The sequence below is a fragment of the Pseudomonas alvandae genome, assembly GCF_019141525.1.
GTDB lineage: Bacteria > Pseudomonadota > Gammaproteobacteria > Pseudomonadales > Pseudomonadaceae > Aquipseudomonas > Aquipseudomonas alvandae.
The window spans coordinates 4,321,318-4,338,850 of record NZ_CP077080.1; the positions used below are offsets into that span (position 1 = coordinate 4,321,318).

17 protein-coding genes and 1 pseudogene are annotated in these 17,533 nt (G+C 61.5%); 10 read left to right on the forward strand and 8 right to left on the reverse strand.

What is annotated here, in order from left to right; translation table 11 throughout:
• Window positions 1-43: 43 nt before the first annotated feature.
• Window positions 44-994 (reverse strand): GlxA family transcriptional regulator, encoded by a 951-nt coding sequence (locus tag KSS97_RS19060; protein ID WP_217859909.1) that lies wholly within the window; start codon window positions 992-994, stop codon window positions 44-46.
• A gap of 298 nt (window positions 995-1,292) precedes the next feature.
• On the opposite strand from KSS97_RS19060, the gene KSS97_RS19065 reads away from it, so the two are divergent.
• Window positions 1,293-2,015, forward strand: coding sequence for a pirin family protein (locus KSS97_RS19065; protein ID WP_030141832.1), 723 nt, complete (start codon window positions 1,293-1,295; stop codon window positions 2,013-2,015).
• A 126-nt stretch (window positions 2,016-2,141) separates the two neighbouring features.
• Here KSS97_RS19065 and KSS97_RS19070 read toward each other — a convergent pair whose 3' ends face one another.
• Window positions 2,142-3,017 (reverse strand): LysR family transcriptional regulator, encoded by an 876-nt coding sequence (locus KSS97_RS19070; RefSeq protein WP_217859910.1) that lies wholly within the window; start codon window positions 3,015-3,017, stop codon window positions 2,142-2,144.
• Window positions 3,018-3,127: 110 nt separating this feature from the next.
• Between KSS97_RS19070 and KSS97_RS19075 the strand changes: the two genes are divergently transcribed.
• From KSS97_RS19075 to KSS97_RS19085, 3 genes are all read left to right on the forward strand, one after another.
• Window positions 3,128-4,330, forward strand: a complete 1,203-nt coding sequence (locus KSS97_RS19075) for a YbfB/YjiJ family MFS transporter (RefSeq protein WP_217859911.1) — start codon at window positions 3,128-3,130, stop codon at window positions 4,328-4,330.
• 139 nt (window positions 4,331-4,469) lie between these two features.
• On the forward strand, window positions 4,470-4,871 hold the full coding sequence (locus tag KSS97_RS19080; RefSeq protein ID WP_217859912.1) for a hypothetical protein: 402 nt from the start codon (window positions 4,470-4,472) through the stop codon (window positions 4,869-4,871).
• A gap of 222 nt (window positions 4,872-5,093) precedes the next feature.
• Window positions 5,094-5,300 (forward strand): hypothetical protein, encoded by a 207-nt coding sequence (locus KSS97_RS19085; protein WP_030141836.1) that lies wholly within the window; start codon window positions 5,094-5,096, stop codon window positions 5,298-5,300.
• A 6-nt stretch (window positions 5,301-5,306) separates the two neighbouring features.
• Here the strand turns inward: KSS97_RS19085 and KSS97_RS19090 are convergent, their stop codons facing one another.
• Entirely contained in the window at window positions 5,307-6,350 is a 1,044-nt protein-coding gene (locus KSS97_RS19090; protein WP_030141837.1) for a GlxA family transcriptional regulator, read from the reverse strand.
• A 269-nt stretch (window positions 6,351-6,619) separates the two neighbouring features.
• Here KSS97_RS19090 and KSS97_RS28810 point away from each other — a divergent pair.
• From KSS97_RS28810 to KSS97_RS19115, 6 genes and pseudogenes are all read left to right on the forward strand, one after another.
• Window positions 6,620-7,702, forward strand: a pseudogene (locus tag KSS97_RS28810) (HAMP domain-containing protein); the annotation flags it as partial.
• A 93-nt stretch (window positions 7,703-7,795) separates the two neighbouring features.
• Window positions 7,796-8,563, forward strand: coding sequence for a methyl-accepting chemotaxis protein (locus tag KSS97_RS28815; RefSeq protein WP_407683462.1), 768 nt, complete (start codon window positions 7,796-7,798; stop codon window positions 8,561-8,563).
• Window positions 8,564-8,795: 232 nt separating this feature from the next.
• On the forward strand, window positions 8,796-9,704 hold the full coding sequence (locus KSS97_RS19100) for a LysR family transcriptional regulator (RefSeq protein ID WP_217859913.1): 909 nt from the start codon (window positions 8,796-8,798) through the stop codon (window positions 9,702-9,704).
• A gap of 111 nt (window positions 9,705-9,815) precedes the next feature.
• A complete protein-coding gene (locus KSS97_RS19105) occupies window positions 9,816-11,006 on the forward strand; it encodes a CaiB/BaiF CoA transferase family protein (RefSeq protein WP_030141840.1) in 1,191 nt (396 codons plus the stop codon).
• Entirely contained in the window at window positions 11,003-11,938 is a 936-nt protein-coding gene (locus KSS97_RS19110) for a hydroxymethylglutaryl-CoA lyase (RefSeq protein ID WP_217859914.1), read from the forward strand. The genes KSS97_RS19105 and KSS97_RS19110 overlap by 4 nt, the downstream gene beginning before the upstream one ends.
• An 84-nt stretch (window positions 11,939-12,022) precedes the next feature.
• Window positions 12,023-13,357 carry an MFS transporter gene (locus tag KSS97_RS19115; RefSeq protein ID WP_217859915.1) on the forward strand — a complete coding sequence of 445 codons (1,335 nt, stop codon included), beginning with the start codon at window positions 12,023-12,025 and terminating at the stop codon, window positions 13,355-13,357.
• Between the two features lie 38 nt (window positions 13,358-13,395).
• Here KSS97_RS19115 and KSS97_RS19120 read toward each other — a convergent pair whose 3' ends face one another.
• The 5 genes from KSS97_RS19120 to KSS97_RS19140 form a co-directional block, all read right to left on the reverse strand.
• A complete protein-coding gene (locus KSS97_RS19120) occupies window positions 13,396-14,268 on the reverse strand; it encodes a DMT family transporter (RefSeq protein ID WP_225936133.1) in 873 nt (290 codons plus the stop codon).
• The gene (locus KSS97_RS19125; protein ID WP_030141844.1) at window positions 14,252-14,518 is read right to left on the reverse strand and encodes a ribbon-helix-helix protein, CopG family; all 267 of its coding nucleotides are present in this window, start codon (window positions 14,516-14,518) and stop codon (window positions 14,252-14,254) included. Before KSS97_RS19125 ends, KSS97_RS19120 begins: the two co-directional genes overlap by 17 nt.
• A 123-nt stretch (window positions 14,519-14,641) precedes the next feature.
• Window positions 14,642-15,541, reverse strand: coding sequence for a glycine betaine ABC transporter substrate-binding protein (locus tag KSS97_RS19130; protein WP_030141845.1), 900 nt, complete (start codon window positions 15,539-15,541; stop codon window positions 14,642-14,644).
• A gap of 172 nt (window positions 15,542-15,713) precedes the next feature.
• Entirely contained in the window at window positions 15,714-16,649 is a 936-nt protein-coding gene (locus tag KSS97_RS19135; RefSeq protein WP_217859916.1) for an electron transfer flavoprotein subunit alpha/FixB family protein, read from the reverse strand.
• Window positions 16,649-17,398, reverse strand: a complete 750-nt coding sequence (locus tag KSS97_RS19140) for an electron transfer flavoprotein subunit beta/FixA family protein (protein ID WP_217859917.1) — start codon at window positions 17,396-17,398, stop codon at window positions 16,649-16,651. Before KSS97_RS19140 ends, KSS97_RS19135 begins: the two co-directional genes overlap by 1 nt.
• Between the last annotated feature and the right edge of the window lie 135 nt (window positions 17,399-17,533).

The window sequence follows — 17,533 nt, forward strand, 5'->3', positions numbered from 1 at the left end:
ACGCATCACGGACATCACGGTGCCCTGGACGGACACCGACGGCTCAACTGAACTGTTGACGGTACTGGACTGGGGTCAGGCCGAGCTTTTCGCTGAACAGCAAGCGCATATGGCGGACGCTGCCGAACCCGCTGCGAAAGGCCACGGTCTTGAGCGGCAAGTCGGTGGATTCGAGCAATTGTCGCGCTCGATCGATGCGCGCGCCCTGGAGAAATTCCATGGGGGTCATCTTCACTTCCCGGACGAAGAGCCGGGCGAAGTGCCTGGAACTCATGGCCGCCAACGCCGCCATGCGCTCGATGGTGAACGGCTCCTCCAAATGCTCCATCACGTAATGCTGCACGCGGGTAACCGCCGACTCCTGGGTCGCCACCGCCGCCACCAGCGGACTGAACTGCGCCTGCCCACCCTGGCGCTTCATCACCACCAGCAGCACCTTGGCGATATCCAGCGCGACCTTCCGTCCATGGTCCTGGGCGACGATGGACAACGCCATGTCGATACCGGCCGTGACACCGCCAGAAGTGATCAGGCGTCGGTCCTGCAGATAGATTTTGTCGGTCTCGACCAGCGCCTTGGGGAAACGCTTGATCAGGCGCTCGGTGTAATGCCAATGGGTGGTGACGCGGTGTTCGTCGAGCAACCCCGCCTCGCCCAGCACGAAGGCACCGGTGCAGATAGAGCCGTAGCGCGTGGCCCGTTGCGCCGATGCCCGCAGCCAGGCATGCAAGCCAGGATGGCGATCGTTATAGGCGCCAGGACCGCCCGGCACGAGCAAGACGTCATAGGCGGCCCACGCCTGGTCGATGTGGAAATCGGCCTGGACCGTCACCCCGTTCGACGCCCGCAATGGGCCCCGCTCGGTGCCCAGGGTCAGCAGCTGATAGTGCTGATCGGGTGCAAGAAAACGATTGGCGATGGAAAACACTTCAAGCGGCCCGGCCATGTCGAGCAGCAGGAAATCAGGAAACAGCACCATTGCAACGGTTTTCATGGGAGAGACGCCAAGATCGAGAAGAACATGCCGGACCCTGTGGGAGCGAGCTTGCTCGCGATAGCGTCCCTCCAGTGGCATCCATGCACCTGACACGCCGCTATCGCGAGCAAGCTCGCTCCCACAAGGATCATCGGCTGGCATTATGACGAAGCCAAGCGCCCGCTGCGAGATTGTCCACTCAGAACGGACAGTATTTCGCCATTGAGCCGCTTATTGAACAGGCCGATTACCATTAATCTTCTTCTGAACCCGGCGAACGGCCACGGCCACCGCCCACTGAACCAGGAGAATTCTCATGCTGACCCTTCGCAAAGCGTCTGATCGCGGTATTGCCCGTCACGGCTGGCTGACCTCGTTCCACACCTTTTCCTTTGCCAGCTACCGCGACCTCAACCAACAAGGTTTTTCCGACCTGCTGGTCATCAACGATGACCGGGTTGCCGCCGCCAAAGGTTTTGGCCAGCACCCGCACCGGGACATGGAGATCTTTTCCTATGTGCTCGAAGGCGCGCTGGAACACAAGGACACCTTGGGCACCGGATCGGTCATTCGCCCGGGCGACGTGCAGTTGATGAGCGCCGGCAGTGGCGTGGCCCACAGTGAGTTCAACCACAGTGCCGACGAGCCGGTGCACTTCCTGCAAATCTGGATCGTGCCCAACGTGGTCGGCGCCACGCCGCGCTACCAGCAGGAGCACTTCAGCCCCGAACAGAAACGCGGTCGCCTGCAACTGATCATTTCTCCGGACGGCGCCGAGGGATCGCTTCACGTTCGCCAGGACGCACGGGTGTATGCCGGACTGTTCGACGGCCAGGAAAGCGCCACGCTGACGTTGGCCGCCGATCGCTACGCCTATGTCCACGTGGCCCGGGGCAGTGTCGAACTCAATGGCGTGCGGTTGCAGGAAGGCGATGGCGTGCGGGTGCGCCAGGAACAGGCGCTGACACTGGGCAATGGCCAGGATGCCGAGGTGCTGGTGTTTGACCTGCGGCCACAGGAACTGCCGCAGATGCCATGAGACCGGTGCCTTGTGCAACCTGTGGGAGCGGGCTTGCTCACGAAAGCGGAGGGTCAGTCAACATTGAGGTTGACTGGACTGACGTCTTCGCGAGCAAGCCCGCTCCCACATTTCTCTTATCCGCTGTTATTCGTTTTCCTGGGCAAACGCCCCGACGACCTCATCGATCACCGCCCGCACCCGCGCCGTGTGGCGCAGGTCCGCGTGCGTCACCAACCAGACCTCGTACGGCAGCGGTCGCGTGCGTTCCGGCCACAGGCGCACCAAGCCATCGCGCTCGCCCATGTACACCGGGATTTCCCCGACACCGATACCCGCCGCAATCGACCGGCGCACCAGCAGGCTTGAACTCAGGCTGGCAACGATCCGCCCCCGACTGACCGGCTCGGCGACCAGGGTGAACTCCTTCTGCCCCTGCAAGTACGGCTGATAGACCACCAGGTCATGACCTTCGAATGCGCTACCGGGCGTCGGCTCCCCGTGGGCATCGACATAATCCCGCGAAGCAAAAAGTCCCACCGGCCAGCGGGCGATCCGCCGGGCGATCAGGTCAGGATTGTCTGGTCGGGTGTTGCGCACGGCGATGTCCGCTTCGCGCTTGACCAGGCTGATGATCTGCGTGGAGGCGTCCAGTTGCACGCGCACATCGGGGTGCCGTTGATGCAGGCGGGCAATGGCCGGGATCAGGAAATCGATCGCCAGCGAATCGGTCGTGGCCACGCGCACGTTGCCGATCAAGCGATCGTCCAGGCCCTGGATCCGTCGCTCCAGCTCCAGCGCCGATTGCTCCATTTTTTCCACGGACTTGAGCGCGGCTTCGCCCATTGCCGTCAAGGCATAACCGTCGGAGGTACGCAGGAACAGCGCCGCGCTCAGGGATTTCTCCAGCGCCACGATACGCCGTCCGACAGTGGCCTGGTCCACCCCCAATACCCGTGCGGCGCCACGCAAGGTCGACTCTCGACAGACCGCCAGGAACACCCGTGCGTCATCCCAATTCATCCGTCCTCCGGTGATGCATAACTGCATCGCTGTGCCGCGTAATCGCTGCATAAACGCAACAACGATAGCCGATATGCTGGGCGCCATAAACCTCTCACGGGATCGCCATCATGCGTACATCATCCGCAGCGCTCGATTCACCTCCAAGCGGCATCTGGCTGCCAATATTCGCTGGTCTTTGCGCCAGCCTCGTCGGTATCGGCTTGGCGCGATTCGCCTATACCCCCTTGATTCCTTCGCTGATCGAGGCGCATTGGTTCAGCGCAGGCGACGTGGTCTACCTCGGCGCGGCCAACCTCGTGGGCTACCTGATCGGCGCCCTGCTCGGTCGGCCCATGGCTCGGCGGCTGACCCATAAAAATGCGCTGCGGTTGATGATGCTGGCAGTGACCGCTGCGTTTTTCGCCTGCGCCTTTCCACTGTCGGTGACGTGGTATTTCGCCTGGCGGCTGCTGTCGGGAATTGCCGGTGGCGCGATCATGGTGCTGGTGGCGGCGACCGTGCTGCCCCATGTGCCCGCCGCGCGCAGAGGGTTGGCCAGCGGCGCGATTTTCCTCGGGATCGGGCTGGGTATCGCGGGCTCCGGGACGATCGTGCCGCCCTTGTTGAGCCTGGGCCTTGAGGCCACCTGGCTGGGGCTCGGCGTGCTGTCGCTGGTGCTGACCGGGCTGAGCTGGTTCGGTTGGCCGCAGGATCTGCCCCACGTGGCCGCCGCGAAACACAGCACCCCGGAGGACACCACTCCCCGAGCCGTCTATCTGTTATTCGCCCAATACGCTTTCATGGCGGCCGGGTTGGTGCCAGCGATGGTGTTCCTGGTGGATTACGTGACCCGCGGCCTCAAGGCCGGTGCTCATGTCGGTGCGCTGGTGTGGGTGATGTACGGCGTCGGCGCGATTATCGGGCCCGTGAGCTATGGCTTTCTCGCGGATCATCTGGGCGCGCGCCGAAGCATTCGCCTGGTGCTCGTCGTGCAGGCCGTTGCCCTGGGTTTACTGGCAATCTCGCAGACATTCCTGGCGCTGGCGTTGCTGGCGGTGCTGATCGGTTCGTTTCCGCCGGGTATCGTGCCGCTGGCCCTGGCGCGGGTGCATGAACTGGTGCCAAACCATCACCGCCAACAGGTGGCCTGGAGCCGTGCAACGGTGTCATTCGCCACGTTCCAGGCGGTGGCCGGTTTCGCCTATTCCGCGCTGTTCAACGCCAGTGGAGGGCACCATGCGTTGCTCTTCCTGATTTCCGCTGGCGCGATTGTCATTGCCTTTTTGTTCGACTACATTCCTCGCATTGCGGTGTCTGACACAAAAGCTTAAAGTTCCGCAAATTCGTCGGAGTCCGACCAGCGGTCAGCATTGCCATCATATTGCAATGTTGACTCGCTCCGACAAGCCAAGCAAAATGATTTCACTTGGCCATCATCCTCTGTCGTAGGTCCTTTCACGGAAGAAAAGAATGAAAAGGGTTATTTCTCTGGTCGCTGTCCTCGCGGCTTGCCCAGCGACAGCAGACGTACAGCAGATCCAGTACAACTACGATGATTCGAATGCCGAGTACGCCATCGTCTCGTTCGTCGAAACGGGTTCGGCTGTGCAGGCAACCGTTAGAAGAACCGGTGCCTATTTCACCAATTACACCAGGCTCGAACTTGATTGCGCCAACCGCAATGTCCGTCACATGGGCATGTACAACAGCGTCGAAGGTGTTGAAAAAGCCGAGTTCGACCAGATGCAAGGCCGGATCATAGACGGTTCGATCGCCGACGAAGTGGGAAAGGTGCTGTGCAAGGGCACGACCTTGACCGCCTCGCAGACAGAAGAATTGCCGACCGAAGATTTATTGGACGACAAGAGCTGAATCTAATCGCTGGCCTTCAGCGCTACCATTCGTAGCCGCGAAGGTGATTGCAGAACGAGTTCCTGAAGCTCTCGGACATTGGATGTCCCGCAGTTGATAAGCAAGGCCTTGCGGCTCGCCACTCGCTGCTCGAAGACTTCTTTTATTTCTGCCCAGACAGAAAAAAAGCCAACCTGACCTATCGCTTGAACACCCGCCTTGATCGGCGGGCGGGGAATCCTGATGCACGCTAGAAAGATATTCGAACTGCTGATGTCGTCGCTGGGCTACGTTTTGATCTCACTGCTTTGGTTCGTCTACGCCGTCCCGGGGATGATCGAACTGGATTCCGACTTTTCCCTCATAGCCGCCGCTTTTGGCTCCATCGTCTGGCTGTGTGCCACGGGCTGCATCGTCCTGTACGTCGTCCAGCGGATGCGCACGGCCTGATAGGGCTCATTGCGATACGTGTTTTCGCCCGAAGGCCGAACGGTAGCTGCCGGGCGGAACACCAAAAAAATCCCGGAAACGTCGCTGGAAATGCGGGGAGCTGACAAAGCCCGTGGCCACGGCGATTTCCGTGACTGATCGATTGGTCTGCTGGATGAGCTGGCGTGCACGGGTCAGGCGCAGTTCCAGGTAATACCGCGTCGGGGTCGCCCCGAGAAACCGGCAGAACCGCCGCTCCAGTTGACGCTTGGACACCTTGACGCACGCCGCCAGCTCATCGATCGTCAACGGCTCCTCGACGTTCTGCCACATCAGTTCCAGTGCCAGCTTGAGACTTTGCGGCAGCGTCGGATCGGTCTCGACGAAGATCGGCGGCAGGTCGCTGGCGTCGTCGCCCGACTCGTCGCAGCGCAGGATCTCTTCGATCGCCCCCACCAGCGCTTCCCCACCCGTGCGGCGAATCAACTGCAGCATCATGCGCAACGAACTGTTGGCGCCCGCGCAACTGACGCGCTCGCGATCCACCACATAAGCGCGGCTGGAGACCTTCACGAGGGGGAACATCTCGGCCATGGTCGCGCGACTTTCCGGATGGACCGCGCATTCGAAGCCGTCGAGCAGGTTTGCGTCAGCGACAAAGAACACGCCGTTCCACAACCCGCCCAACAAGGCGCCAGAGGTTGCGTTGGCGCGCAGTTTGCGCCGCAGCAACGGCGAGCCTTGCAGCTTGACGCGAAAGCCGCCGGCGACAATCAGCACGTCCAGGTTGTCCGGCAGTTGCGCCAGCTCGACATCGGCCGAAATGACGATGCCCAGGTCACTCGTCACCTGCCCGCCCGACGCGCCGACCGTCAGCACTTCATAAAGCGGCATGTCGCTCATCAGGTTCGCGGTGACCAGCGCGTCCACCGCACCGGTAAAGGACATCATCGAAAAATTGTCCATCAATACAAACGCGACACGGACCGGCGCCTGGCCGGGCGACGCAGCGCCCTGGGGCCGATAGGCCATGTTCTTGTTCTTGAGTACGCTTTCGAATGCGCTTGGCATGGGGCCTCGGGAGACAGGAAGGCGATCTGGACCGGAGCCGGGCACACGGCCCGAACCCTGCCATCTTCCCGATTAACCACCCAAGCGACCATCGTCTGCGCGACATCACTGTCAGCGATAACGACCTCCGACAAATGGCTACCTCAAGGGAATACGACCTTGGTCGATAGCCTATGGGTAGGCATGGGCGCTTTCCCTTCCAGAGTTCGCAACGCTCACCGCTAATGTTTCCGCCGTTCCAACACCGATAAATACCTGCGGGAGAAGTCATGAATATCAAACAGAAGCTGACATGGGCGTTCGCGGCCATTGCCTGCGTACCGGTGATCCTGGTGGCGGTGCTCGTGGTATTGAACCTGCGCGATGCGGCACAAGCCAACTTCCTGGACAGCAGCGGTCGCGAGATCCGCCAGATCGACAACGGCATGAAGCAGTTCTTCGACGGCATCATGCAAAACGTCGAATTCTTCGCCAAGGACCCGCGGATCGTCGCGGCCAAGGACTTGAAGAATTATTCCGCCGCCGACGCTGCGCAAACACCCCTGCCCGAGACCAACAAACAGATCCTGGACATTTTCGACCGGTTCGCCAAGAGCCATCCAACCACCGCCTACCTTTCCGTCGGCCTGGCGGACGGTGGCTATGCCAGTTGGCCGGATGATCCGAAAATCTCCAATTACGACCCGCGCGTGCGCCCTTGGTACAAGGCCGCCATCGCCGCGCCAGGCACCACCGTGAAGACCGATGCCTACTACTGGGCGCCGGATGACGTGTCGTTGATCGGCATCGTGCACACCGTCAGCGACGCCGCCGGCAAGCTGGTGGGCGTGGTGGGCCTGGACGTGTCGCTCAAGCAACTGACTGAGCTGGTCAAGAACATCAAGCTCGGCGACAGCGGCTACCTGATGCTGGTGGAAGCCAGCGGCAACGTCCTGGTGGACCCCGCCGATGCCAAGCACAACTTCAAGCCGCTGGCCGATCTCGGCCCGAACTACGCCGCACTGGCCAAGAGCAGCGATGGCGCCACCCAGATCGAGATCGATGGCGTGCCCTACATGGCCAACATCGTCACCTCCAAGAGCCTGGGCTGGCGCTTCATTGGCCTGATCAAGCGCGACGAAGTCATGGCCGGTGCATCGAGCCTGACCTGGCTGATCGCCGTCATTGCCGCCGCCCTGGCCGTGGTCTTCGCCATTGTCGGCGCGAGCTTCGCCAGCGTCATCGTCCGGCCGATTCGTGGCGTTGCCAACGGCCTGCAGGAAATCGCCGAAGGCGAAGGCGACCTCACCCGTCAGCTGGCCGTGCAAGGCAAGGACGAAACCGCCACCCTGGCGAGCTGGTTCAACCAGTTCCTCGGCATGATCGCGCAGTTGGTACAACGCATCGGCAGCGCCTCCTCCGACCTGCAGAATGCCGCCGCCGATACCAGCGATGTGGCCCAGAACATGAACGAAGCCGCCGGGCGCCAGCGCCAGGCCGTGGAACTGGTGAGTACCGCGTTCAACGAAATGGTCGCCACCGCCAACGAAGTCGCCCGCTCCTGCAGCCAGGCCGCCGTCAGCGCGGACACGGGTTATCGCGACGTTCACGACGGCCAGCACCACATCGGCGAAGCCACCGGCAGCGTGTTGAAGCTGAGTGAGGAATTGCAGCAGTCGACCCAGACCATGCAGGCGCTGGAGCAGGACAGCAAGAACATCAACACGATCCTGGACACCATTCGCTCGATTGCCGAGCAGACCAACCTGCTCGCCCTCAACGCGGCCATCGAAGCCGCCCGTGCCGGTGACCAGGGCCGCGGCTTCGCCGTGGTGGCCGACGAGGTACGCGCCTTGGCACGGCGTACCGCCGACTCCACCGGCGAGATCGACAGCCTGCTCGGCAACCTCGCCCGGCGCACCCAGGAAGTGACACACCAGATGCAGAACAGCCTGCAGGTGTCGCACACCAGCGTCGAGCGCATCCAGCAGGCCCGCGACAGCTTCGACAAGATCCGCACGTCGGTGGACTCGATTCGCGACCAGAACACGCAGATCGCCACCGCCGCGGAGCAACAGCACCAAGTGGCCGAAGATATCAACCGGCACATCGCGCAGATTCATTCCGATGCGCAATTGGTCGAGGAATTCGCCCACACCGCACAGACCGGTTCGAGCCGTCTGACGGATATTTCCGGGCAGCTCAAGGGCTTGGTGGGGCGCTTCAAGTTCTAAACCGGGCTTAGGTCCACTGAAGATCCAATGTGGGAGCGAGCCTGCTCGCGAAGACAGTGTCACAGTCGACGAAGCATATAGACTGTGCCGGCCTCTTCGCGAGCAAGCCCGCTCCCACAAAAGCCTTGCGGTTCCCTGTGTTTTTTGCCTGCTGAATATCCTGTGTCGGAACGAACTTGCTCACTCCCCCACAAGGTGCCAGAGTCAGCGCTCAACCAACAGGACAGGCTCCATGCTCCACAAGCAACTGATCAGACGCCTGGACCTCATCACGCTTCAGTTGTTCGTCGCCGTCCATGAAGAAGGCACCTTGACCCGCGCGGCATTGAGGGAAGCTATCGCGGTGTCGGCGGCCAGCAAGCGCTTGATGGAGCTTGAGGAAGTGCTGGGCGTCGCGCTGTTTTCCCGTACCGCAAAAGGCATGTCCCTGACCGCCGCCGGCGAAACACTGCTGCACCACGCGCGACGCATGCTGGCCGAGGTGGAGAAAGTCGGCATCGAAGTCGGTGAGCATCTGCAAGGGCTCAGGGGCTACGTGCGCATGCTTGCCAACCTCTCGGCCATCATCCAATTCCTGCCTGAAGACCTGCACAGCTTCGTGTCCACCCACCTGCGGGTGAAGGTCGATCTGGAGGAGCGCCCCAGCACCGGTGTGGTCGAAGGGATCATCGACGGTGTGGCCGACCTGGGCATCTGCACGATGGACAGTGACACCAAGGACCTGTTCAGCGTGCCTTACCGCCACGACCGCCTGGCCGTGGTCATGCGCCCTGACCATCCATTGGCCAACCGGGCCCAGGTGGCCTTTTCGGAAACCTTGCCATACGACCATATCGGCCTGCACGCCGCGAGCTCGATCAACAGCCGCGTCCACGCCGCCGCCAACGCCCTCGGCGAATCCTTGCGCGTGCGCATCCATGTGCCGGGGTTCGACGCGGTGTGTCGGATGGTGCAGGCGAACATGGGCATCGGCGTCCTGCCGTACAAAGCCTACGAACTGTTCGGGCAAGGCCTTGGATTGACGGTCGTGCCGCTCATCGATGATTGGTCCCATCGAACCCTGCTGCTGGTGGTTCGCGAGCGCGACGCCCTGTCCCCCGTGAGCCGGTTGTTGTTCGACCACCTTCAGCTCAGCGAATGATCCAACGCCGCGTTCGCGAAACGCGAACGCCCCTTTCCAACACAAGGTTGGAATCTGCCTCGGGTCAGCCTCTAGTCTTGGCACAAATTCCAAGAAACACGAGGCTGCACCATGACTGCTCTTAGCGGAATCCGCGTCATCGAGATCGGGACACTCATCGCCGCCCCTTTTGCCGCGCGCTTGATGGCTGAATTTGGTGCCGAGGTGATCAAGATCGAAAGCCTTGGCCAAGGCGACCCACTTCGCAAGTGGCGAAAGCTGCATGAAGGCACCTCGCTCTGGTGGTACCTGCAGTCACGCAACAAAAAATCCCTGGCACTCAATCTCAAATCCGCCGAAGGCATCGCGATCGTCAAGCAACTGGCCGAAAGCGCCGATGTGCTGATCGAGAATCTTCGCCCTGGTGCATTGGAAAAACTCGGGCTGGGTTGGGACGTGCTGCATGCGCTCAATCCCAAGCTGACCCTCGTGCGGATCTCCGGTTATGGGCAGACCGGCCCTTACCGCGACCGCCCGGGATTCGGTGCGATTGGCGAGGCCATGGGCGGGGTTCGCTACACCACCGGCGACCCGCAATCGCCGCCCGCGCGCATGGGCGTCAGCCTTGGCGATTCGCTGGCCTCGATGCATGCGGTCATGGGCGCGCTGATGTCGTTGTTGCGGGTCAAGACCGGCCAGGGCGACGGCCAGGTCGTCGACGTTTCCCTCGTCGAAAGCGTGTTCAACGTGATGGAAAGCCTCGTGCCGGAATACGCCATGCTCGGCCATGTCCGCGAACGCAGCGGCGGCGCCTTGCCGGGCATCGCGCCGTCCAATACCTACCCGACGGCGGACGGCGGCTACGTCGTCATCGCCGGCAACAGCGACCCCATCTTCAAGCGCCTGATGATCGCCATTGGGCGACCCGACCTGGGTGAAAATCCGGCATTCGCCCATAACGACGGACGGGTCGCGGAATGCGAACAGCTCGATCGCGCTATCAGCGAGTGGAGCATCAGGCTGCCAATCGATGCGGTCCTCGACACGCTGGAAAAAGCCGAGGTGCCGGCGGGGCGAATCTACTCCGTGGAGGACATCGTCAGCGACCCGCACTACCAGGCGCGCGACATGATCCTGGATGCGCAGCTTCCGGGCGGCGCCGCCGTAAAGATGCCCGGGATTGTCCCCAAGCTGTCGGCCACACCGGGCACCGTCAATTGGCAAGGGCCGAGCCTCGGCCAGCATACCCAAGCGGTACTGGGCGAATTGGGCCTGGACGAAAGCGCCATCCAACGCCTGAAGAATGAGGGGGTCGTGCAATGATCACCGACTACTCGCAACGCCTTATCGTCCAGGAAGTCTCGCCCCGGGATGGCCTGCAGATCGAGCCGACCTGGGTCGAAACGGCGGACAAGGTCCAACTTATCGATCAGCTGTCCCTGGCCGGCTTCACGCGAATTGAAGCAGGATCCTTTGTGTCGCCCAAGGCCATTCCCGCGCTGCGCGATGGCGAGCAAGTGTTCCAGGGCATCGCGCGACGCCCCGGGGTCATTTATGTCGCGCTGATCCCCAACCTCAAGGGTGCGCAACGGGCACTCCACGCCGAGGCCGACGAACTGAACCTGGTGCTGTCGGCCAGCCAGAGCCACAACCGGGCCAACATGCGCATGACCCGCGAGCAGTCCCTGGCCGCCTTCGCCGACGTGGTTTCGCTGGTGAGTAACAGCGGCGTCAGCCTCAACGGCTCGGTAGCGACGACCTTTGGCTGCCCGTTCGAAGGGCCGGTCGATGAAGACGTGGTGATGCGCCTGGTCGATGCCTACCAAACGTTCGGCATGCAAGGTGTGACCTTGGCCGATACCACCGGCATGGCCAACCCACGCCAGGTCTACCGACTGGTGCGCCGGGTGCTGGAACGACTTCCCGCCAGTGCCTTGACGTTGCACTTCCACAACACCCGAGGCCTGGGCCTGTGCAACGTGCTGGCAGCCTACGAGGCCGGGGCCCGGCGTTTCGACGCCTCGCTCGGTGGACTGGGAGGCTGCCCTTTCGCCCCGGGTGCCTCAGGAAATATCTGCACCGAAGACCTGGTGAATCTGTGCGAAGAAATCGGCATCGACACCGGAATCGACCTGCCCCACTTACTGAAACTGTCCCGCACCCTGCCCTCGCTTCTCGGGCACGAGATGCCAGGGCAAGTGGCCAAGGCGGGACGAAATCGTGACCTTCATCCGCTGCCTCCTGGTATCGATTGACACACAACGAGGCGACTCGGGTCGCCAGCCAGACAACAAAAACAAAAGGGTTCCCCTAGGGAAACTCGCCTGGAGAAAAAACTCATGTCCGTATCCGTAACCTCACAGGGCGACGGCGTCGCCACCGTGGCCAACGATGAAAAAGCCTTGATCGCCAAGGTGGCATGGCGCCTGATGCCCTTGATCATGGTCTGCTATCTGTTCGCGTTCTTCGACCGCATCAACATCAGCTTCGCCAAGTTCCAACTGCAAGCCGACTTGAGCCTGAGTGATACCGCCTACGGGCTGGGCGCCGGACTGTTCGTGGTCGGCTACGTCCTGTTCGAAGTGCCCAGCAACATGATGCTGTACAAGGTCGGCGCCCGTCGCTGGATCGCTCGCATCATGATGTCCTGGGGGATCGCGACGGCGCTGATGGTATTCGTCACCGCCGAGTGGCAGTTCTACGTGCTGCGCTTCATCATCGGAGCCATGGAAGCAGGCTTCGCCCCCGGTGTGCTGTACTACCTCACCCTGTGGTTTCCACAAAACTACCGCGGGCGCATCACCTCCACCCTGTTCCTGGCGTCTGCGTTTGCCGGGCTGATCGGCGCACCGGTCTCCGGTCTCGTCCTGGGTCATATGGACGGCGTCCTGCAGATGCGCGGCTGGCACTGGTTGTTCCTGCTGGGTGGCATTCCCTGCGTGGGCCTGGGCCTAGTCGTGCTGTTCACCCTCAAGGACCGCGTCACGGACGCCAAATGGCTGACCGATGACGAGAAAACCTACCTGGCCAGTCGTATCGCCAGCCAGGAACCCCACAAGCATGGCGGCTCATTGATGACGGCGCTGAAATTGCCGGGCTTCCTGATGCTGGGCCTGATCTACTTCCTCATCCAGGTCGCCTCGTACGGGCTCAATTTCTGGGCGCCGCAACTCATTCGCAGCGCCGGCACCGAAAGCCCGACCATCATTGGCCTGCTCACCGCGGTGCCTTATGTCTGCGGCGCCATCAGCATGATTGTGATCGGGCGCTGGTCCGACGCCACCGGGGAGCGGCGCAAATTCGTCTGCGGCCTAGTGCTTGCCGGCGCGATCGGTTTCTTCAGCGCGGGCATCTTTGCGAGCCACACACTGCTGCTGACCATTTCCCTGGCATTGCTCGGCAGCGGCATCATCGCCTCGATCCCGGCCTTCTGGGCGCTTCCTCCCAAGCTGCTCGCAGGTGCAGGAGCCGGCGCTGCGGGAGGGATCGCGCTGATCAACACACTGGGGCAGTTCGGCGGGATCGTCAGCCCGGTGATGGTGGGCTACATCAAGGACATGTCCGGCAGCACCACGCCAGCGCTGTATGTCATCGGCGGCACCTGCATCCTGGCCGGGGCCTTGCTGATGTGGGGCTTGCCGCAGTCGTTAAGGACGCTGGACAAGAATCAGTAGCGACCTTTCGAGCCAAGGACGGCTCGCCTGCCCGTTCGCTACCCTTTTGCCTTGATCGCATACATCCCGCCGGCAATCACCAGGCAGGCGCCCACGACGGTCCAAGTGTCGGGTAGCTCGCCGAAGACCAACAGGCCGATCAGCGTGGCGAACACCAGAAGAGAATAGTTGAACGGCTGGAGTGTGGCCGCCGTTGCAACCTTCAGTGCCTGGAGCAATAACAGCTGGGCCACCACGCCGGTCATGGACAGCACTGCTATCAGGCCCCATTGCGCCGGGCTCGGTGATACCCAGCCTGGAAGGCCCAACATGGTGATCGCTACCGCGCCGAAAAAACCCATGTGAAGCATATTCGTGGCGAACGAGTCCTGCCGGCTGATACGTCGGGTCAGCACACTGAAAATCGCGAAACCCAACGCAGACAACAACGGAATCAGCGCTGCCAGTTCGAAGACGCCGGAGCCTGGACGAAGGATAACCAGCGTCCCCGTGAAGCCAATGGCGGCGGCAATCCATCGACGCACACCAATGAACTCGCCCAGGAACGCCCCTGCCAATGCCAACGTCATCAAGGGGAACACCGCATACAGCGCATGCATTTCCGCCAGCCCCAGATAGCGCAGCCCCAGTCCAAACAGTGCGCTTTCACCGACCCCGATGAGCGCACGAATGACCTGCTGGCAAGGATGGTGGCTTCGATACGCAGTCCGCAGGCTGCCCTGATAGACGCTGTAACCGACAGCAAAAGCCAGGAACACCCAATAGCGCACCATGACCAGTTGTGCGATCGGGAGGTCTTTGACCAGTACTTTGGTGACGCCATCCTGGGCTGCGAAAATCAGCATGGACAGAAGGCACAGGGCGATCCCTAACCGAGGGCGGGGGGTGTCATGATCATGCACCGCGCGCACCTGGGACGGTATCTTCAAGCAGGCTGCTCTCTGTGCGGCGCCTCGCAATGCTATGGCGCAACCGATCCCGTTCCAGCGCTTCGGCGGCTACGAGTGCTTCAACGCCGGCCCCGGCTTCGACTTGTTCAATGAAGTTCAAAATCGCCTTTTTCATGAACCAGTGCGAGGTCCGGTCCAACCTGGCCGATGCCGACTTCAACCTGGCGCGTGTCTCCTCATCCAACTTGATACCCAGCGTTGTCACGGTCATCGCTCAGCCTCTGAATGGAACAACCCCCTGCCCTGCTACACCTGCGACAGGACACAGCAGACAGTGCCCTCGGCTCTCGACCAAGGGCACCGGACTGCAACAGCTATCGGATAGCAACGACGATTACTGGGCTGGCGTCGCAGAAGCCGTCTGGCTGCCAAACATCGCTTCGAAACGCGGCTTGTTGGTTGCGTAATATTCCGCAACCACTTTGTCCGCCGTGCTGTCACGGGCATCCGCCATCAACTTCTCGAGGTCAGCCTTGGGGATCTTGAAGTTGGCGAAGAAGCGCGCCACGTCAGGGTGCTCCGCGCTGAATCCTTTGCGTGCGACGGCGTGGATCTGCTCGGCACCACCGAAGATCTGCTTCGGATCATCGAGGTAGCGCAGCGGCCATTTGGCGAACATCCAGTGCGGACTCCAGGCGTTGACCAACGACCATTTGTCGCGCTTGATGTTGCGATCCAGCTCGCTCAGCATCCCGGACTCCGACGAAGCCACCATCTTGTAGCCGTCGAGCTTGTATTCCTTGATGGCCTTTTCCGTCAGCTTGTACTGACCGTTGCCCACTTCCGATGTGAGGATCTTGCCACCGAGTTTTTCCCGCACTTCAGGCTTGTTGAGGTCCTCGACACTGGCGATCTCGCTGGTGGGAATGGAAGTGGGCACCGCCATGCCGATCCGGCCTTCGTACAGCACGCCGAGGTCTTCGAGCCTGTCCTTGTATTTGTCATAGAAGGACTTGTGGGTGCTGGGCAGCCAGACCATCGGGATCAAGTCGATATTGCCGTTAGCCAGCGCCTGGAACTGGATGCCGATGTCGGCCAGCACCAACTTGACCGGTTGCTTGAGGTGATCCTGCAACGCGGTGTTCGCCAGTTTCACCGCGATTTCCGTGTCCGACCAGTTCACCCAGCCGATACGGATGGGCGCGGGCTCCTCGGCTTGGACGATCAGGCTGCTGCAGGCTAAAGCAAGGCCTGCAAACCAGCCGATTAAAGTTTTACTGGGTAACGTCATCATGTGCATCTCCGCAGACTGTATTAATAGTTATTGGCAGGGCAGCAGAAGCATTCATTTTCCCATCACGACCGCACGCGGCCATCCGGTGGTTCTAGTTATGAAAATCACGGGGACTAAAGTTTTTCGGCCCTCCTCCGCCCTCTGGCGTTTCCAACCGCAATGACCGGCTCATTCACAACGCCTTCTCGAGTGCCGGCAAAGCCTCGAACAAATCCGCCACCAACAGGTAATCCGCCACCTGGGCAATCGGCGCCTCGGCGTCCTGGTTGATCGCGACGATCACTTTGGAACCGCTCATGCCCGCCAGGTGCTGGATGGCGCCGCTGATACCCGCCGCGATGTAAAGCTCTGGCGCGACGATTTTTCCTGTTTGCCCAACCTGCAGATCGTTGGGGGCAAACCCTGAATCCACGGCTGCGCGGGAGGCACCCACCGCGCCACCGAGCTTGTCCGCCACGCGTTCGATCAAGGCAAAATTGTCTTTGGCCTGCATCCCCCGGCCGCCGGACACCACGACGCGGGCGCTCGACAGATCGGGCCTTGCACTGGTTGTCAGTTGTTCACTGACAAAGCGGGCGTGGGTTGAGCTTTGGCCGCCCTCCACCACGATGACTTCGCAGGGTTTGTCCTGGGTCAGCGCTTGGGCAAACGCCGAGGCGCGAACGGTGAGCAACTTGATTGGATCGAGGGACTGCACCGTGGCGATCGCGTTGCCGGCATAGATGGGACGCTGGAAAGTGTCCGCCGAAACGATAGCGGTAACGTCTGAAAGCATGCCGACATCCAGGCTGGCCGCGACCCGTGGCAACAGGTTGCGGCCCATGCTGCTGGCGTCGGCGAAAACGTGCGTATAACCCTCGCAGACCAACGACGTGATCAGCGGCTGGGTATTTTCGGCCAGTGTTTTTTCGAACAGCGCATCCTGTGCGAGCAGAACTCGGTCCAGGCCTTGGACGAGCGCAGCTTGACGCGCCACTTCCGGCGCATCCGCTCCACCCAAGACCAGCAAATCCGTCTCGCCCCCCAGCGCCAGAGCGGCGGTCACGGCGCTGCGTGTACCTGCCGTCAGTTGACCGGCACTGTGCTCGGCGATCACTAAACTGCGCATCAAATCACCCCCGCCACGTTTTTCAGTTTATCCACCAGCTCAGTCACCGAAGCGACCGTGATGCCTGCCTTGCGCACCGGCGGTGGGACCACGCCCAACAATCGAGCATGTTCCTTCACGCTCGCGCCCAAGGTGTCGGCGGCAATGATTTCCAACGGTTTTCTCTTGGCTTTCATGATGTTCGGCAACGAGGCGTAGCGCGGTTGGTTCAGGCGCAAATCACAGGTCACCACGGCGGGCACCGTGAGGGCGACGACCTGGCTGCCGCCGTCGACTTCACGCTCGACGACCCATTGCCCGTCGACATGATTGACCGCCGAGGCGTAAGTGGCCTGACCGCAGCCGATCAACTGCGCCACCATTTGCCCGACCTGATTGTTCTCCTGGTCAATCGCCTGCTTGCCGAACAGGATCAGTTGCGGCTTTTCCTGATCGATCACCTTGCTCAAGTACTTGGCGACGTTGAGCGGCTCAAGGACCGCGCTCGTCTCCACCAGAAGTGCTCGATCCGCGCCCAGCGCCAATGCGGTGCGCAATTGTTCCTGCGCCGCAGGAGTGCCCACCGAGACCACCACGACCTCGGACGCCAGCCCCTTCTCCTTGAGGCGGATTGCCTCCTCCACCGCGATCTCGCAGAACGGGTTCAAGGCCATTTTCACGCCGTTGAGCTCGACGTCCGAACCGTCAGCCTTTACCCGGACCTTCACATTCGGGTCGATGGCGCGCTTTACCGCAACGAGCACTTTCATGATTCCTCGCATCCCCCTCGCACTCTGGATCGACGCGGGCGACCGGCTACATGTGCCGGATCACCCCTGTTTCGACTGGATGGTAATCCTGGTTTTTCCGTGGCGCAAGAAAAATGTACACATGTGTCTCAATCG

Bases quoted from the DNA above. Each gene is read 5' to 3' on its own strand.
- KSS97_RS19060 (WP_217859909.1), bottom strand. From the start codon at position 994: ATGAAAACCGTTGCAATGGTGCTGTTTCCTGATTTCCTGCTGCTCGAC.
- KSS97_RS19065 (WP_030141832.1), top strand. From the start codon at position 1,293: ATGCTGACCCTTCGCAAAGCGTCTGATCGCGGTATTGCCCGTCACGGC.
- KSS97_RS19070 (WP_217859910.1), bottom strand. From the start codon at position 3,017: ATGAATTGGGATGACGCACGGGTGTTCCTGGCGGTCTGTCGAGAGTCG.
- KSS97_RS19075 (WP_217859911.1), top strand. From the start codon at position 3,128: ATGCGTACATCATCCGCAGCGCTCGATTCACCTCCAAGCGGCATCTGG.
- KSS97_RS19080 (WP_217859912.1), top strand. From the start codon at position 4,470: ATGAAAAGGGTTATTTCTCTGGTCGCTGTCCTCGCGGCTTGCCCAGCG.
- KSS97_RS19085 (WP_030141836.1), top strand. From the start codon at position 5,094: ATGCACGCTAGAAAGATATTCGAACTGCTGATGTCGTCGCTGGGCTAC.
- KSS97_RS19090 (WP_030141837.1), bottom strand. From the start codon at position 6,350: ATGCCAAGCGCATTCGAAAGCGTACTCAAGAACAAGAACATGGCCTAT.
- KSS97_RS28815 (WP_407683462.1), top strand. From the start codon at position 7,796: ATGAACGAAGCCGCCGGGCGCCAGCGCCAGGCCGTGGAACTGGTGAGT.
- KSS97_RS19100 (WP_217859913.1), top strand. From the start codon at position 8,796: ATGCTCCACAAGCAACTGATCAGACGCCTGGACCTCATCACGCTTCAG.
- KSS97_RS19105 (WP_030141840.1), top strand. From the start codon at position 9,816: ATGACTGCTCTTAGCGGAATCCGCGTCATCGAGATCGGGACACTCATC.
- KSS97_RS19110 (WP_217859914.1), top strand. From the start codon at position 11,003: ATGATCACCGACTACTCGCAACGCCTTATCGTCCAGGAAGTCTCGCCC.
- KSS97_RS19115 (WP_217859915.1), top strand. From the start codon at position 12,023: ATGTCCGTATCCGTAACCTCACAGGGCGACGGCGTCGCCACCGTGGCC.
- KSS97_RS19125 (WP_030141844.1), bottom strand. From the start codon at position 14,518: ATGACCGTGACAACGCTGGGTATCAAGTTGGATGAGGAGACACGCGCC.
- KSS97_RS19130 (WP_030141845.1), bottom strand. From the start codon at position 15,541: ATGATGACGTTACCCAGTAAAACTTTAATCGGCTGGTTTGCAGGCCTT.
- KSS97_RS19135 (WP_217859916.1), bottom strand. From the start codon at position 16,649: ATGCGCAGTTTAGTGATCGCCGAGCACAGTGCCGGTCAACTGACGGCA.
- KSS97_RS19140 (WP_217859917.1), bottom strand. From the start codon at position 17,398: ATGAAAGTGCTCGTTGCGGTAAAGCGCGCCATCGACCCGAATGTGAAG.